Origin of the sequence: Telluribacter humicola (genome assembly GCF_017355935.1) — a bacterium.
GTDB lineage: Bacteria > Bacteroidota > Bacteroidia > Cytophagales > Spirosomataceae > Telluribacter > Telluribacter humicola.
In genome coordinates this window covers 77,191-92,629 of the sequence record NZ_JAFIQT010000011.1, presented here as the reverse complement: position 1 = coordinate 92,629, position 15,439 = coordinate 77,191, and the positions used below count along the sequence as shown (strand labels likewise).

The following is a 15,439-nucleotide window of genomic DNA, read 5'->3' as shown; positions in this document are numbered from 1 at the left end:
GCTCTAAAAAAGTTTGAGTAGTATTAATCGAAGTAAGTAGGTATCAACTCCTTCTATTTCGGAATTTTCTTTTTAAAATTCACCTACTTCCATACATTTAATGGATATGAATCTATTCTGTCAAAGAATTTATATGAATAAGTGTACTCTACTCCTCCTTACTGCCCTGAGTGTAGCATTCCTGACGCAGGCTCAGGCTCAGCAGCCGGTAAAGGAATCACAGGGCTTTTACCAGTTCCTTACGGATGATCCCAACCAGAAGCCCTTCTATAGTGACCGGCAGGGTGTCATGGCCCGTAACGGTATGGTCGCTTCGGCTCATCCGGATGCCTCGCAGGTGGGGGTTGATATCATGAAAAAAGGCGGTAATGCCGTAGATGCTGCCGTAGCGGTACAGTTTGCACTGGCCGTCGTGCATCCCTCTGCGGGTAATATTGGGGGCGGGGGCTTTATGGTATTCCGGAACAAGAGCGGCGAAAGCTATACGCTGGACTTCAGGGAGAAGGGGCCTCTCAAAGGACATAAGGATATGTACCTCGACGAACAAGGCACCCCTATCCCCCGCCTGAGTACCCTGGGGCACCTGGCCAGCGGCGTACCTGGCTCGGTAGATGGTATGGTGGTAGCGCACGAGCGCTTTGGCAAACTCCCCTGGAAAGACCTCATCCAGCCCGCCATTGAGCTGGCCGAGCGGGGCGTGATCCAGACCGAACGCGAAGCCCGTGGTCTCAATAACATCCGGGAAACAATACAACAGGTAAATAAGGGAAGTACCTACTTCCTCCGCTCCGACGGCCGTGAGTGGCAAGCGGGGGACACGCTGGTACAAAAGGACCTGGCCCAGGTACTGCGGCTGATTCAGAAAAAAGGACGTAATGGCTTTTATAAGGGCAAAGTGGCCCGAATGCTGGCCTCCGAGATGAAGAAGGGCGGCGGGCTCATCAGCAGGAAAGATCTGAAAGCCTACCATTCACAGTGGCGGGAGCCCATCATAGGTACTTACAAAAAATACAAGGTTATTACCATGCCACCTACCTCGAGTGGTGGAGTGGCGCTGATGCAGCTCCTGCGCCTGGTGGAGCCTTACCCGCTCACCCGCTGGGGCTGGAATACCGACTCTACCGCTCAGGTCATGATCGAAGCCGAGCGACGCGTCTACGCCGACCGGGCCAAGTTCCTGGGTGACCCGGACTTTGTAGATGTACCCGTCGATAAGCTGATCAGCTACGATTACCTCAAGGACCGCTGGAAAGATTTCAGCTTCAGTCAGGCTACCAATAGTCAGGACGTAAGTGGTGGCGCTATTGCGGGTTATGAAAGTATGGAGACTACACACTTCTCAGTAGTAGATAAAGACATGAACGCAGTCTCCATCACAACTACGCTTAATGGCGGCTATGGGAGCAGAGTAGTGGTGCAGGGCGGGGGATTCTTTATGAATAACGAAATGGATGACTTCAGCATCAAGCCGGGTGTACCTAATATGTTCGGTCTGATTGGTAATAAGGCCAACGCTATCGAGCCGGGTAAGCGAATGCTGTCGTCCATGACACCTACCATACTGGAAAAAAACGGAAAGCTGTACATGGTAGTAGGTACTCCCGGCGGGTCTACCATCATTACTTCGGTATACCAGACCATCCTCAACGTAGTGGAACACGGGATGACCATGCAGCAGGCGGTGAATGCGCTGAAATTCCACCACCAGTGGCTACCCGATAAGACTACCTTTGAGCAGGGGGCATTCACCGAAAATACCATCAGAAAATTACAGAATCGGGGCTATACTCTCGAGATGCAGCGTAACACCATCGGCCGGATGGATTGTATACTGGTACGCCCCGACGGTACGCTCGAAGGGGCTTCGGACCCTCGTGGCGATGATATAAGTATAGGCTACTAAGGCAGATCAAGCCGATAAAAATCCGTTCGCTTCGTCAGTACATCGATGTAGGTAATAGAGGCATCCTCATTGCCCACCCGGATAAAATGATCCACGCGACTGTGCCCTACTACCTGATGGTACCCATCCAGGTAGTGGGCTTCTGTTTCGAACTTATCCGCCCAGACGGGTCCTCCGTGTAAATACATCCCTCCGCGACTCACACCTATTTCGAATAGTATCCCTCTGTCGTCACTCTGATGAACAGCGTTGAGGGTATCACCAAAGGTACCATACCGGTCCTGATACTTGTTTAATATATGCAAATGGCTTCGGCACCAGTTAACCGAAATACCCGCGTGAGTAAACAGGTAATTACTGTACTGGTAAGCTACCTTGAACAGGTCAGCGTGCTGGGTAAAAATCTCTGTATAGGTAGATTGTAAGTCACCCCGAAAACCGCTGCACCGGTAGTCAGGGTAGTATAAGTACTGAATGTCGTGGTTGCCCAGCAGGAGGCTAACCCGATCCGGATGCTCTTTTTTGAACTCAATGATTTCCCGGAAGTTCCGGATCATGTCCGAAGCTTCTATCCCTCCCCGTGAGTCTACATAATCACCTATGAATACTATCTGGTCCGCGCTCGTCCCGATTATTTCCTTCCAGGTATCACGCCCGTGTATGTCGCCAATGGCCAGTATGTACATAGTTGCAGGCTGATTTCAGATAAAGTACATCATTTGATTATTCCAGTTGAGAACAAAAAAATAGTACCATACCCCACTTTACCGGGCAATATCCACCCGTAGCCCCTGCTCACGGTATAATTGTACGCTTTCCTCCTCAGCATCGGTAATCAGTACATCGGCCAGGGTAAGCGGCGCAAACTGCAGGTACTTATCCTTCCCCAGCTTGCTTGAATCGCACAAAAGGTAGGTAACTCGTGACTGAGCGGCAACGGCCGTAGTCATGGAAGCTTCCTTCTCGCTGTGCGCGCTCAACCCTCTTTCTACCGATATTCCATCTACTCCCAGAAAGGCCCGATCGGCCTGATAGCGGGCAATGTGCTCCTCAGCTATTTTCCCATGTACCGCCTGCCGGTCAGCGTCTACTTCCCCTCCCACCAGATTGACCGACACCTGACTTCCCATCAGCTCATACACGACGGGTAGTGAATTGGTAATGACCCTGATCTTTTTGTTTCGGATAAACTGGCACAGCCGGAACACAGTACTGCCGCAGTCCAGGAATATGGTTTCCCCTTCCTGGATCTCCTGCGCCGCCATCCGGCAGATCCGATCTTTCAGGTCAGAATTCACCGCCGCTTTATTCGCGAAATCCACCGTGCCTCGTACGGGCTCTACCTTCATGGCGCCGCCGTGGGTACGTATGATCTGCCCATCGGCGGCCAGCGTCGCCAGATCACGTCGAACAGTAATGTCGGAGGTATCCAGAGCCAGAGCCAACTCCTTCACATCCACCTCTCCTTTTTCCTCAACAAGGGCTAAAATCTTATTTTTTCTATTTTGAAAACTCATAACAAGTTGTACATTTGTTCAAAAATAATCAAAATAGATCATAAATAATCATTAGCCATGAATCCTAATGTAAAAATCAGTAAAGAAGAGACCCTCTCGAACAACTGGTACATCCTCAAAAAGTACACTTTTGATTACCTGCGCAAAGATGGTAGCTGGGAGCGCCAGGAGCGCGAGGCCTACGACCGGGGCAACGGAGCGGCCATTCTGCTGTACAACACCCAGAAGCAGACGGTTATTCTGACGCAGCAGTTCAGGCTACCCAGCTACGTTAATGGCAATGCCAGCGGGATGCTTATTGAAGCCTGCGCCGGACTACTGGACAAAGACAATCCGGAGGAATGCATTCGTCGCGAGACCGAAGAAGAAACCGGCTATAAGGTACAATCGGTAAAACGGGTATTTGAAGCCTATATGTCGCCCGGCTCCGTCACCGAAATGCTGTACTTCTTTGTAGCGGAATACACCCACGATATGAAGGTAAGTGAAGGAGGTGGGGAAGCCAGCGAGCAGGAAAACATTGAGGTTATGGAAATACCCTTTACGCAGGCGCTACAAATGGTGACTAACGGAGAAATAAAAGACGGCAAAACTATCATGCTGCTCCAGTACGCCCAGATCAATCACCTACTGGGATAGACTACTACTTCTACCTACATATATCTACACAGAGAATTTATCTTCACAGAAAGCACGGACTCATCCGTGCTTTCTGTGAAGATGGACGTTCTACTACCCTATTTTTAGCCTCAGCCTTTCCTGCTGGTACACTTTTCATTAGCTATACTGATAGCTAATAGAATAGTAGTTGACTATATAATCCAGACTAGCATGAATCCCACCATCACGATACTTAAAGAAGAAACTCTTTCGGACAACTGGTATACACTCAAGAACTACACCTTTAAATATAAAAACCGCGAAGGCGTACAGGAAGAGCAGAAGCGGGAAGTATACCATAACGGAAATGGCGTTACGGTACTCCTGTACAACCGAAAGAAGAGGACGGTCCTGTTTACGCGGCAGTTCCGCATAGCCAGCTATACCAACGGTAATCCATCCGGTATGATGATTGAAACCTGTGCCGGTATCATGGACGAAAAAGATCCGGAGGCAGCCGTGATACGCGAAACGGAAGAAGAAACAGGACTGGAAATACAATCGACCCGGAAGGTATTTGAGGCGTATATGTCGCCGGGGGCTGTATCGGAGAAGCTGCACTTCTTTGTAGCCGAATATTCGGATGACATGAAGGTAAGCGAAGGAGGAGGCGAAGAAGAAGAACAGGAGCACATACAAGTACTGGAGGTACCTTTTGAGGAAGCCCTCCAGATGGTACAAAGCGGTAAGATCAATGATGCCAAGACGATCCTGCTACTCCAGTACGCTCAGATCAACGGCCTGATGGACTAAGTGCCTTATATAGCACAAAAGCACGGCCTGGGCTGTGCTTTTGTGGTTAGGAAGCGGTAGATCTACCCGGCTTTTTACCGGATAGGTTAGCTGCCAGATCCCGTAGTAACTTTTCGGCTTCGAGTACGATGCTTTTTAGTACTTCTTCTCCCCTTGCCTTCATCTGCTCCAGATAACCGGGAGCCCGGTCCACTAATTCTTCGGCTTCGCTGCGCAGACCATGAGCCGTAGCTTTCAGATCTTCCAGTATTCTTTCGCCTTCCTCGGTCCTCATGAATCGCTGTAAAGCAACTCCGGCGGCAGTTCCGAGTACGAAGGTTATTAAAAAATTGCTGAACATGCCTGTGCGGTAGTGGTTAAAGTGAACGAAATAAAAGCCTAAATTAGGTATATCAGGAACACATTCAAAGTGTTACGCCTGTTACCTTATCTACCAACGTTCATTCAGCCGCTACTTGTATTTATTTAATCTCAAAAATAGCCTGCATCCGGTAGCTCAGCTTTATCTTCTGGTAGTCCAGATCACTTTCCGGTGCCGCCGCGTCCATTGATTCAGCGGCCATCATGCGTACATTAGCCTTGGCGTACATAGGCTGCGGGTAGTACATGTTATCTTCCAGCTCCCGGATCTCTATTACTGGTCCGGCTTTCTGGTCTATGGCCTGCAGCAGGTAGGTAGCCTTGTCCTTGGCAGCCTTCAGTGCATTGATCTTTACCTGTTTTTTCAGCTCTTCTTTCTGCGAATGATCCACCCGGCTGATATTGGCGTACTGAATGCCCCGGCTGTCTACCTCCGACAGGATACCATCCAATTTATCGGGACGACTTACTTTGAGCTGGTACTGCTTCGTTTCCAGAAAGGTATTAGGGCGCTTTTTCTTATCCCAGTAGTTCTGGTAGCCGCCCAGCCCACTTACGGTAAGGCTCTCCTTCGGTAGTCCGGCGGCAGCCACTGCTTTCAGTAATTGCTGTTCCAGCGTACTGATCACGACTTTATCTTTCTGATTTTTCTCGTCCTTAAAGTACTCCCGCAATGATACTGTAAAGTAGAGTTCATCGGGGGTGACTTCCATCTCGGCAAAGCCTGTTACTTCTATCTTACGGGTCTTGTCTTGCTGCACCTGCACCGTCTGGGCAAAGGCGGGGATTTGGGTAGCAGTTGTTGCCACCAGCAGGTATATCATCAACAGGTTTCTTTTCATGGCATAGGTTGGTAATAAATTATGGGAGATTAGCTGTTTAGGGTGTTAGATCTAAAAAAGGGTAGAATAGTTTAAAGGGTACCCGAATTTTGTTATTTTCGACTGTCGCGTTCGGAATGTAGAATTTAAATTTTAAACGCAGAGGTACGCGGAGAGAATCTGTAACTGTCACCGCTCTTTTTCACTCGACATTCTGCATTCTATAAGCGACAATCTATACCTGCAGCAGGGTCAACCAGGCATCTTTGATCTTGCCCTCGGCCAGTAACTGCTGGGCCCGGCGGTGCAGCAGATCAGGAAAGTACTGGCACCCATGTACGGCATCCTCATATAGTGTCCGTATTGTTTCGGACTGGCCATACGCCTGTACCTCAGTCGGCTCCGGCAGTTGCAGCACACTCCCCAGCCGACCCAGATCATTACCCGTCAGGATACGGGAAGTACGTACTGACTCGGGCAGGGCATCTACCCCAATCCCCATCTGCGGGCGGGGTACTTCAAACAAGGCCTCCCCCGTTGCCCGGGCATAGTAGTCGGCTCCCATGCGGGCCACCCAGTCTGTACGGCGCTGGTCTATCTGCCCGTCTTCGCTAAAAAGTGCCTCTGAGAAATGCGCTAGCACGACCTGCGCGATGACCAGTACCATGGAGCCAATCTCCTTTACCTCAAGTACCTTACATTCAAACTGTACGGGTGACTCCCTGACCCGTGGCGGACTGACCCGCTCGGAGGGTATGGCCGTAAAACCGGCCTTTGTAAATTCGTTAACTCCCCGCTCAAACTCTGCACTCGCCAGCGACACCTGCTCTACCATTGCGTAGTCCACCAGGTTAATCACTACCTCGGGTACTTCCCGGATATTGAGAGCAGTATGCTTATGGGCATTGTCGCGACCCCGACGATTAGGCGCAAATACCAGTATGGGCGGGTCAATGCCCATGTAGTTAAAAAAGCTGAAAGGACTCAGATTCACAACCCCCTGCGCATCCACCGTACTGGCAAAGGCAATCGGACGGGGTGCTACCGAGGCGGTCATGTGCTTATAGAAGGCCCGGGCACCGAGCTCAGAAGGGTCAATGGTTTTCATGCAGTCGTAGATGAAGCTATTAAAACAAAAAGGGTGTACTGTGGTAGAACCGCGAAGTTTCGGCAAAGGTTTAGGGAGCCTATCTATCGGGAAGGCTGGTTCAGAAGAGTTCAGCAGCCGGTAGTATCTGGCCACGCACCTCCCCAAAACCTACCTTCAGCCCCTCTTTAGTAGCACAGCCCCGCATTACTACCTCATCGCCATCCAGCAGGTAGGTACGTTGCGCACCGCCCTGTAACGCTACGGGTTTGGTGCCTCCCCGGGTCAGCTCCAGCAGACAGCCATTACTTCCCTCTTCAGGGCCGCTGATAGTACCCGTAGCGATTAGATCACCTACTTTGAGATTACAACCCGTAATAGTATGGTGGGCAATCTGTTGTCTCACGTTCCAGTACAGGTATCTGGCATTGGTTTGACAAAGGGTACTTTCCGGTTGATCGGCTGGCTGTATGGCCACCTGCAGATCCAGATCAAAGTTGAAGGCACCGCTCGTTTGAAGATAGGGGAGCGGCGTAGGCTCCTGCCGGGGCCCTTCGGTACGGAAAGGAGCCAACGCGTCGAGTGTCACTACCCATGGAGAGATGGAGGTAGCGAAGTTTTTACTAAGGAAAGGCCCCAGCGGCTGGTACTCCCAGCGCTGTATATCGCGCGCCGACCAATCATTGACCAGCACACAGCCAAATAGGGAGTCCTCAGCATCCGCCGCTGCTACGGGCTTGCCCAGGGATGAATCTTTACCGATGATAAAGCCCAGTTCCAGCTCGTAATCTAATGCTTTGGTTGGACTGAATACGGGTACTTCCGCCCCTGCCGGTAATATCTGCCCCTGCGGGCGGTAGATGAGGGTACCTGATACCACTACCGAGGAGGCTCTACCGTGGTAAGCGACAGGCAGGTGCTTCCAGTTAGGCATCAGAGGATTATCGGGGCGAAAGAGCTTGCCGACGTTAGTAGCATGCTCGTGACTGGAATAAAAATCGGTATAGTCGCCTATCCGCACGGGCAGGTGCATCTGAACTCTATTCTGTGGCACCAGTACTTGTCCCGCTACAGCTCGCAGCGGTGACTCTTCATCTGTCAGCAAGCGCTGCAACACAGCCCGCAGTTGCTGCCAGGCCGGACGTCCCAGGGCTATAAAATCATTTAATGTACTTTGCCTAAAAACAGAAACCGCCCCCTCCCACTCGTTTAGAAGTCCGAGTTGGGCGGCAGCGGTTAAGTCTATAATCCGGTCTCCGATGGCTACTCCTACCTCTGGACTTTCACCGTTTCTGCTGAATATACCATAGGGCAGATTATGAACAGAAAAATCGGAGTCAGGAGATATGGCTAGCCAAGAAGCGGATTGTATCATTCTGTTTCGCTAAAGTTATTGTAAATCGAATCCATGATCCGAACAAACTGCTGATAATCGGACTCATTAAGCTCGCCCCAGCCTTTCCTGCGTATCTCAGCCACCACCGGGAATGCTTCGTTATGACAGGCCACTCCTTTTTCGGTCAGGAAGAGGTTGAACTTACGACGGTCACCGGCAGCCATCCTGCGCTCCACCAGCCCCTTCTTTTCCAGCAGATCAATGATGCGGGTTACGGTCGGAGGATCTTTATACGTTACTTCGGCCAACGCATTCTGGCTGATGCCTTCCTCCCGGGAAATATGATCCAGGAGTACCCATTGATCTACTGTCAAATCAATACCCGCCTCATTCAAACGCTTCTGCAACGCGTTACGAATTTTTTTGATGGTGGTGTCGATCTTAAAAAAGTAAGCACGCTGGTCGGAATGATGGGTCATACTAGTAGTCTTTTAGGGTTAGGCTCGGCGTCAGCACCCTACAAATATAGTACACACCAACTATTAGCCTACTAAATAAACCAGCCTTTTTTTGCTATTCTTTTAGTAAACGGTCAATTTATTTATGGTTTTATCTAAGGATTCTGCTATTTCAGTTACTGATCCATAAAGTTGCTCGTACGAATCAATAACAAAATAGTGATCCTGATAACGGTCAATATGATACGGAGTATCCAGCAGAGTAGCTACATCAAATTCGATTTTGGGTACCTCCTTACTCAGGCAATACACACTTTCCCCGGGCGAAGACAGAATACCTCCCCCGTAAATTTTTAGTTGTCCCTCCTCCCGTATCAGCCCAAATTCGACGGTATACCAGTATAGCCGCGATATCCGCTGAATGGCTTCCTCACTGTCAATAAATCGGAGTGCTACCTCACTGAGGTCGGTCAGGAAGTGGCAGAAAGCCGGATTGGTAAGTAACGGTACGTGCCCAAATGTATCATGAAACATATCCGGCTCTTCCAGGTAGTCCAGCTGCTCGAGTGTACGCAGCCAGGTAGAGGCCGGAAACTTCTTATCGGCCATCAACCCAAAGAACTCCTTGTGGGGGATCAGCCCGGGTACTACCCATACCTCCCACCCGGTATGGTCTCGCAGGCGTGGATTGGTCTCCTCAACAAAGTTGGGAATATGATCCGCGACAAAGCCTACTTTTTCAATCCCTTCCATGTAGGCCCGGCTGGCAATGGAGGGCAACTGCTCCATCTGTCGCTCAAAAAGCCGCTTCCACACCATATGGTCTTCGGCGGTATATTTATCATATGCTTGATCCATGGCTTTATTGGTTAGGTTAAACTAGCTGTCATGGATAGCTAAATAGCTGTGCCTGATTCTCCATGACTACCGGTACTTAATCATAAGGTTCCCCGCAGTTGTTGCTCGCGCTCAATGGCTTCAAACAGGGCCTTGAAGTTGCCCTTCCCGAAGGACTTGGCTCCCTTACGCTGAATAATCTCGAAAAACAGCGTTGGACGGGGCATAATAGGTTTGGTAAAGATCTGTAACAGGTACCCTTCGTCGTCACGATCCACGAGTATACCTAGCTGGCGCAGCTCATTGATCTCTTCGTCAATAGCTCCTACCCTATCCAGCAGGTCATCATAGTAAGTAGTAGGTACCTGCAGAAACTCTACGCCGCGATCCCGAAGGGCCGTGACTGTCTCGATGATATTATTGGTCGCTACGGCAATGTGCTGTACCCCCGGTCCGCCATGGAAGTCGAGGTATTCCTCTATCTGTGATTTCTTTTTGCCTTCGGCGGGCTCATTGATCGGGAACTTGATACGCCCGTTGCCGTTGCTCATTACCTTACTCATAAGGGCTGTATAGTCGGTTGAGATATCTTTGTCATCAAAAGACACCAACTGGCGGAAGCCCATCACATCAGCGTAGAACTTCACCCACTTGTTCATCTCGTTCCAGCCTACGTTGCCTACCATATGATCCACGTAGCAGAGGCCGACGGGTTGGGGTTGGTAGGCAGGTTCCCACTTAACGTACCCCGGCAGGAACACGCCCTGATACTCCTTGCGCTCCACGAATACATGTACCGTATCGCCATAGGTGCAGATTCCGGAGCGTACTACGCGCCCATGTTCGTCTTCTTCGGTAGTAGGCTCTAAGCTGGAAGTGGCTCCCCGACGCAAAGTTTCTTCGTACGAGTAGGTGGCATTATCTACCCACAGGGCTACTACCTTCACCCCGTCGCCGTGGCGGTCGATGTGTGCCCCAATGGTGGTGCTGCCGACCAGGGGTGAGGTCAGTACCAGCCGGATCTTATCCTGTACCAGTACATACGACTCCCGGTCGCGCAGGCCCGTTTCCAGTCCCGCGTGAGCCAGCGGCTGAAAGCCAAAGGCTGTTTGAAAGTAGTGCGCGGCCTGACGGGCATTGCCTACGTAAAGTTCTATATAATCAGTGCCATTGATAGGCAGGAAATCTACTTCCTGTTCCATCCCGGCTTGTTTGTTATGATTTAATTCCAGCGCTTCCATAGTCTATGTTGATGAAGATCTTGTTTATTGTCGAGTGTCGATTTCGGATTGTCGAAAGATTCAATCGACATTCTGCACTCGTAAATCGAAATTTCTCACTCTACCCTTTTCTCCTCCCACTCCGGTTCCAGCCAGCTTTGGAAGTACTTGCCGTCGTCAATGGCGATGGCGGCTTCGGTCAGCATCAGCGGACGGAAAGTATCCACCATCACGGCCAGCTCCTGGGTTTCTTTCTTACCGATACTCCGCTCGTAGGCTCCCGGATGTGGGCCATGCGGAATACCTCCGGGATGCAGCGTAATGTGCCCCTTCGCAATATCATTGCGGCTCATGAAGTCACCATCCACGTAGTAAAGTACCTCATCAGAGTCGATATTGCTGTGGTTGTATGGGGCCGGTATGGCCTTGGGGTGGTAGTCGTAGAGCCGCGGACAGAACGAACACACCACGAAGGCATCGGTCTGGAAGGTCTGGTGCACCGGTGGTGGCTGGTGTACACGGCCTGTTATAGGTTCAAAATCATGAATAGAAAAGCCCCAGGGGAAGTTGTAGCCGTCCCAGCCTACTACATCGAACGGGTGGTAGGCGTACACCAGTTGGTGCAGGGCGTTACCCTTCTTGATTTTCATCAGAAACTCCCCCCGCTCGTCGTGCGTCTCCAGGTCAGTGGGGAGCTTGTAGTCCCGCTCGTGCATGGGCGAGTGCTCCATTAGCTGCCCAAAGTGGTTGCGGTACCGCTTGGGGGTATAGATAGGCGAATGTGACTCGAGGTAGAAAAGACGGTTATCTTCCGTATCAAACTCCACCTGATAGATCATGCCCCGTGGTATCACCAGGTAATCGCCGTACTCGAAGGGAATAGTACCCAGTAAGGTTCGTAGCCGACCGGTACCCTTGTGCACAAACAGCATCTCATCGGCGTCAGCATTCTTGTAGAAGTACTCCGTCAGGGACCTACGCGGGGCGGCCAGTCCAATGGTTACGTCTTTATTCACCATCAGCGGGATACGGCTCTCGAGGTAGTCGTCCATCGGTGGCAGCGAAAACCCGATCAGCTTCCGCATGGTGAGGTTATTGGTTACAGCCAGCCGGGGCGACACATCCAGAGCCGGAGCAATGGCCTGTACCTGCGTGGGGCGGTGCACATGGTACATCAGGGAGGACATCCCGTCGAAGCCGATAGTCCCGAATACCTGCTCGTAGTACAGGCCACCGTTGGGCTTCTCAAACTGGGTGTGACGCTTATGTGGAATATTTCCGAGTCGGTGATAGATCGGCATGGCTTTGTTCGGTTTAGCGTCTACATCTGTATCTAAAAAGTTGGGGCGGACCTTCGCCCACCCCTGCATGACGAAGTGTAATCTGAATTGTAATTGCCTTGGCAACAATTATAACGACAATAAAAATTTAACGCAAATATTTTTGCATTATTTTCTTTTTAAATTTAAAAATAGCAATATATTTGTCAGGAACTTATAAACAGCGGTAGCCAACAAAGTGTTTGGCCGGGCAGTTAAAAAGATAGGATCGCCTCACAAGCTCTGGATCCCAGAGTACCTTTCAGGAGAATCACGGTAGCCTTACAGGACTAATTACTACTTCTTTATCTTTAATTTAGTCAACTGCTGGTAACTGACAGTCACCAGCATTGTACTTCATATCAGGAAAGATATATAGATCTTGCCATTTCGGCACGGACATCCACACCTACGTCAGATATCCACACCGTACTTAACCACCACATCCACACCCAATAAAACACCCCCTCGGTTAACCAACAGGTCAAGCCGAGGGGGTGATGTATTTTTGGAGATATGGTATTCTATGGAGTACTAAGCGGAGTTACGAGCGGCATTGATGATACCAAACATGGCCCTTACTACCAGCTTATTGTACCTTTCTACATCCACCGACAGCGATTTGGGATCGTCAGCCAGCATCTGCAGGGCATACTGCTGTATAGTAATGAGCGGCATCACAATGCGCTCACGTACCTTAATGGACTCTTTGGTTACCTGATTGCTGTCCAGCAACTCTTTTTGTCCCGATACGTCGAGTAGTAGCTTGGTGGTAAGCTCAAATTCTCTGAGCATTTGCTCCCAGAACTCCCGATAGTCTTCCTCCTGCCGCAGGTACTCCGTAGCCGGAAAAAACGCCTTCGACAGCGACTGCATAGAGTTTTCAATCAGGGTACGGAAGAACAGGGACTTCTTGTAAAGTGCTTTAATAGCGTCTCCTTTTCCTTCTGCTGTCAATTTCTCAATAGCTGAACCGAATCCGTAGAATCCGGGTACGTTCTGCTTCATCTGAGCCCACGAACCTACAAACGGAATAGCCCGCAAGTCTTCAAATTTAAGCCCTTCACCATCTTTACCGCGCTTGGTGGGGCGGCTTCCGATATTGGTCTGTCCGTAGAAGCGCAGCGGTGTCTTCTTTTCCAGGTACTTTACAAACACCGGACCATTCTTCAGATCGAGGTACGAGTGGTACGCGGCCTGGGCCAGTTCTTCCAGGAGCGCCTTGTCTTCATCAGTGAGCTGCTCTTCCTGACGGCTGGAACTGAACAGGTGGTTTTCGAGGCCCGCAGTGAAAAGGCGCTCGAGGTTATACATAGCCGTCGAAACGGTACCATAGTTAGAGCTGATGGTCTGTCCCTGTATAGTCAGTTGTATTTCTTTATCTTCGATGTCTTTACCCAGCGACGCGTAGAAGTTGTGGCTGTTTCCACCCCCACGGCCCGGAGGGCCTCCACGGCCGTCGAAGAAGGTCACTTTGATACCATACTCGCGGGAAATCTTCGTTAGTTCTTCTTTTGCACGGTAGATAGACCAGTTGGCCCGCAGGTACCCTCCATCTTTGGTACCATCCGAGAAACCCACCATGATGGTCTGATGGTTGCCACGGTTGGTCAGGTGGGTGCGGTAGTAGCTGCTTTCGTACAGCTTCCGCATGATCTCTGATGCATTGGCCAGGTCATCCACTGTCTCGAACAAGGGTACTATATCCAGCGCCAGCTTTCCTTCCTCATCCGAGATCAGGTTTTTGGCAATGGCTACTACCTCCATAATGTTCAGTGCACTCTGAGAGTTGCTGATCACATAGCGGTGTGCGCCCTCCTCTCCGTTACGCTGTTGGATGGTACGGATGGATTTCATAGCCCCCAGTATATCCTTGGTCAGCGGGTCCTCGTAATCGTCTTCACGCAGGGGTATATTCAGCGATAGCAACAAGTCTATCTTACGGTCTTCATCCCAGCTTTCGTAGTCGCTGTACTTGATCAGGGGTATTTTCTTCTCCAGACGGGTCAGGATGTCTTTCCAGGCTTGGGTATGCTTGCGGCTATCCTGACGCACATCCAGGCTGGCAAAGAAGAAACCGAATAGCCGTAGTTTCAGTACGAACACATCCAGCAGCTCCACAAACAGCCCCTGATGCTTTTCGATCAGGACTTCCCGGGCGGCCATCAGCTCATCGATCAGTTCGGTTACGCTGGAATAGCCTTCCTCTTCGGGGCCGAATATGGTACTATTCATCTTAAGCTCCGCCAGCGATATAGCATCCTCTACGCCCCGGAACGTGAGCCGGCGTTTCAGGTTACGAATATCACGGTAGTAGGAGCGAAGCAGCGTTTCGCGCAGGCGATCGGCTACCTGCAGAGTCGTCTCGGCATTGACAAATGGGTTACCGTCGCGGTCACCGCCGGGCCAGAAGCCCAACCTGAACACCTGCGGATAAGGCCACTCGTGTACCGACATATCCAGGCTGTCGATGAGCTTGAGCAGGATAGCCGGTATGGCTTGATAGTATACATTCTCAAGGAACCAGCATAAGCTTACCGCCTCGTCGTATGGACTGGGCTTGGTTTCGTTGGTAAAGCCGGTTTTTCCTAATTGTAAGAGTAAACGATTTACCTCCGCAAAGTCATTTATACGGATGGCATCTTCCAGATCATGGATGATCCCTAATACCTTGCCCGGATAAAACTGCGTGGGGTGAGCGGTCAGTACTATGCGTACTGAGAAGTCCTGGAGTTTGTCCAGCATCTTCTGACGCAGCTCCTGAGTATCCAGACGCTCTACCAGAAAGGGTACTGATCCCTTCCCGCTCAGATCGTGGGTCTGGTCAAAGGCGGCATCCTCAACGGAGTCAAAGAGTACTACCTGCCGCTCTATGTACTGAATAAAAGCAAACAGCAGATCGACCCGCTCCTTGGGCGTAGCATCTTCCAGAAACTCACTAAAAAAGTCTTCGATAATCTGACGCGGCGATTTACCAGCCTGAAACCCCTCCTCACTCTGCTGAGTAAGAAGTGGCAACAGTGAGCCTGTCTGAAATATACCCGGGTAGGGCAAACTCAGAAAAAGGCTATTAAAAATATTGTATTTGGTAACGACTGCGTCCTGAAATACGTGGCTCATGAGATAGGGACGAAATTTTATCTTACATACTCGATTCAGGGCAAATAT

Annotated in this window: 14 protein-coding genes; 3 read left to right on the top strand and 11 right to left on the bottom strand. The window is 50.5% G+C overall.

Annotation, left to right across the window (positions count from 1 at the left end):
• Positions 1–133 precede the first annotated feature (133 nt).
• Entirely contained in the window at positions 134–1,903 is a 1,770-nt protein-coding gene (gene ggt, locus JUB14_RS26370; protein WP_207509870.1) for a gamma-glutamyltransferase, read from the top strand.
• Here ggt and JUB14_RS26365 read toward each other — a convergent pair.
• Both JUB14_RS26365 and JUB14_RS26360 read right to left on the bottom strand, forming a co-directional pair.
• On the bottom strand, positions 1,900–2,589 hold the full coding sequence (locus tag JUB14_RS26365) for a metallophosphoesterase (protein ID WP_207509869.1): 690 nt from the start codon (positions 2,587–2,589) through the stop codon (positions 1,900–1,902). The two genes, ggt and JUB14_RS26365, sit on opposite strands and share 4 nt — an antisense overlap.
• 78 nt (positions 2,590–2,667) lie before the next feature.
• A complete protein-coding gene (locus JUB14_RS26360) occupies positions 2,668–3,420 on the bottom strand; it encodes a DeoR/GlpR family DNA-binding transcription regulator (protein WP_207509868.1) in 753 nt (250 codons plus the stop codon).
• A gap of 57 nt (positions 3,421–3,477) precedes the next feature.
• On the opposite strand from JUB14_RS26360, the gene nudK (JUB14_RS26355) reads away from it, so the two are divergent.
• Both nudK (JUB14_RS26355) and nudK (JUB14_RS26350) read left to right on the top strand, forming a co-directional pair.
• Entirely contained in the window at positions 3,478–4,059 is a 582-nt protein-coding gene (gene nudK, locus JUB14_RS26355; protein ID WP_207509867.1) for a GDP-mannose pyrophosphatase NudK, read from the top strand.
• Positions 4,060–4,251: 192 nt separating this feature from the next.
• On the top strand, positions 4,252–4,833 hold the full coding sequence (nudK, locus tag JUB14_RS26350; RefSeq protein ID WP_207509866.1) for a GDP-mannose pyrophosphatase NudK: 582 nt from the start codon (positions 4,252–4,254) through the stop codon (positions 4,831–4,833).
• A gap of 46 nt (positions 4,834–4,879) precedes the next feature.
• Here nudK (JUB14_RS26350) and JUB14_RS26345 read toward each other — a convergent pair whose 3' ends face one another.
• From JUB14_RS26345 to JUB14_RS26305, 9 genes are all read right to left on the bottom strand, one after another.
• Entirely contained in the window at positions 4,880–5,173 is a 294-nt protein-coding gene (locus tag JUB14_RS26345) for a YtxH domain-containing protein (RefSeq protein ID WP_207509865.1), read from the bottom strand.
• A gap of 121 nt (positions 5,174–5,294) precedes the next feature.
• A complete protein-coding gene (locus JUB14_RS26340; RefSeq protein ID WP_207509864.1) occupies positions 5,295–6,035 on the bottom strand; it encodes an SIMPL domain-containing protein in 741 nt (246 codons plus the stop codon).
• 214 nt (positions 6,036–6,249) lie between these two features.
• On the bottom strand, positions 6,250–7,122 hold the full coding sequence (locus JUB14_RS26335) for a flavin reductase family protein (protein WP_207509863.1): 873 nt from the start codon (positions 7,120–7,122) through the stop codon (positions 6,250–6,252).
• Between the two features lie 100 nt (positions 7,123–7,222).
• Positions 7,223–8,476, bottom strand: a complete 1,254-nt coding sequence (gene fahA / locus JUB14_RS26330; protein WP_207509862.1) for a fumarylacetoacetase — start codon at positions 8,474–8,476, stop codon at positions 7,223–7,225.
• On the bottom strand, positions 8,473–8,916 hold the full coding sequence (locus tag JUB14_RS26325; protein ID WP_207509861.1) for a MarR family winged helix-turn-helix transcriptional regulator: 444 nt from the start codon (positions 8,914–8,916) through the stop codon (positions 8,473–8,475). The genes fahA and JUB14_RS26325 overlap by 4 nt, the downstream gene beginning before the upstream one ends.
• Before the next feature lie 102 nt (positions 8,917–9,018).
• Positions 9,019–9,753 (bottom strand): phenylalanine 4-monooxygenase, encoded by a 735-nt coding sequence (phhA, locus tag JUB14_RS26320; protein WP_207509860.1) that lies wholly within the window; start codon positions 9,751–9,753, stop codon positions 9,019–9,021.
• Positions 9,754–9,833: 80 nt separating this feature from the next.
• Complete coding sequence (gene hppD / locus JUB14_RS26315; protein WP_229368323.1) at positions 9,834–10,973, bottom strand: 4-hydroxyphenylpyruvate dioxygenase; 1,140 nt, start codon at positions 10,971–10,973, stop codon at positions 9,834–9,836.
• A gap of 95 nt (positions 10,974–11,068) precedes the next feature.
• Positions 11,069–12,253, bottom strand: a complete 1,185-nt coding sequence (locus tag JUB14_RS26310; RefSeq protein WP_207509859.1) for a homogentisate 1,2-dioxygenase — start codon at positions 12,251–12,253, stop codon at positions 11,069–11,071.
• A gap of 552 nt (positions 12,254–12,805) precedes the next feature.
• Positions 12,806–15,391, bottom strand: a complete 2,586-nt coding sequence (locus tag JUB14_RS26305) for a phosphoenolpyruvate carboxylase (protein WP_207509858.1) — start codon at positions 15,389–15,391, stop codon at positions 12,806–12,808.
• Between the last annotated feature and the right edge of the window lie 48 nt (positions 15,392–15,439).

What these genes read in the sequence shown, in the direction of transcription:
- fahA (WP_207509862.1), bottom strand. Translation starts at nt 8,476, where the DNA reads ATGATACAATCCGCTTCTTGGCTAGCCATATCTCCTGACTCCGATTTT.
- JUB14_RS26325 (WP_207509861.1), bottom strand. Translation starts at nt 8,916, where the DNA reads ATGACCCATCATTCCGACCAGCGTGCTTACTTTTTTAAGATCGACACC.
- JUB14_RS26365 (WP_207509869.1), bottom strand. Translation starts at nt 2,589, where the DNA reads ATGTACATACTGGCCATTGGCGACATACACGGGCGTGATACCTGGAAG.
- JUB14_RS26360 (WP_207509868.1), bottom strand. Translation starts at nt 3,420, where the DNA reads ATGAGTTTTCAAAATAGAAAAAATAAGATTTTAGCCCTTGTTGAGGAA.
- JUB14_RS26310 (WP_207509859.1), bottom strand. Translation starts at nt 12,253, where the DNA reads ATGCCGATCTATCACCGACTCGGAAATATTCCACATAAGCGTCACACC.
- JUB14_RS26335 (WP_207509863.1), bottom strand. Translation starts at nt 7,122, where the DNA reads ATGAAAACCATTGACCCTTCTGAGCTCGGTGCCCGGGCCTTCTATAAG.
- phhA (WP_207509860.1), bottom strand. Translation starts at nt 9,753, where the DNA reads ATGGATCAAGCATATGATAAATATACCGCCGAAGACCATATGGTGTGG.
- JUB14_RS26305 (WP_207509858.1), bottom strand. Translation starts at nt 15,391, where the DNA reads ATGAGCCACGTATTTCAGGACGCAGTCGTTACCAAATACAATATTTTT.
- nudK (WP_207509867.1), top strand. Translation starts at nt 3,478, where the DNA reads ATGAATCCTAATGTAAAAATCAGTAAAGAAGAGACCCTCTCGAACAAC.
- JUB14_RS26340 (WP_207509864.1), bottom strand. Translation starts at nt 6,035, where the DNA reads ATGAAAAGAAACCTGTTGATGATATACCTGCTGGTGGCAACAACTGCT.
- hppD (WP_229368323.1), bottom strand. Translation starts at nt 10,973, where the DNA reads ATGGAAGCGCTGGAATTAAATCATAACAAACAAGCCGGGATGGAACAG.
- ggt (WP_207509870.1), top strand. Translation starts at nt 134, where the DNA reads ATGAATAAGTGTACTCTACTCCTCCTTACTGCCCTGAGTGTAGCATTC.
- nudK (WP_207509866.1), top strand. Translation starts at nt 4,252, where the DNA reads ATGAATCCCACCATCACGATACTTAAAGAAGAAACTCTTTCGGACAAC.
- JUB14_RS26345 (WP_207509865.1), bottom strand. Translation starts at nt 5,173, where the DNA reads ATGTTCAGCAATTTTTTAATAACCTTCGTACTCGGAACTGCCGCCGGA.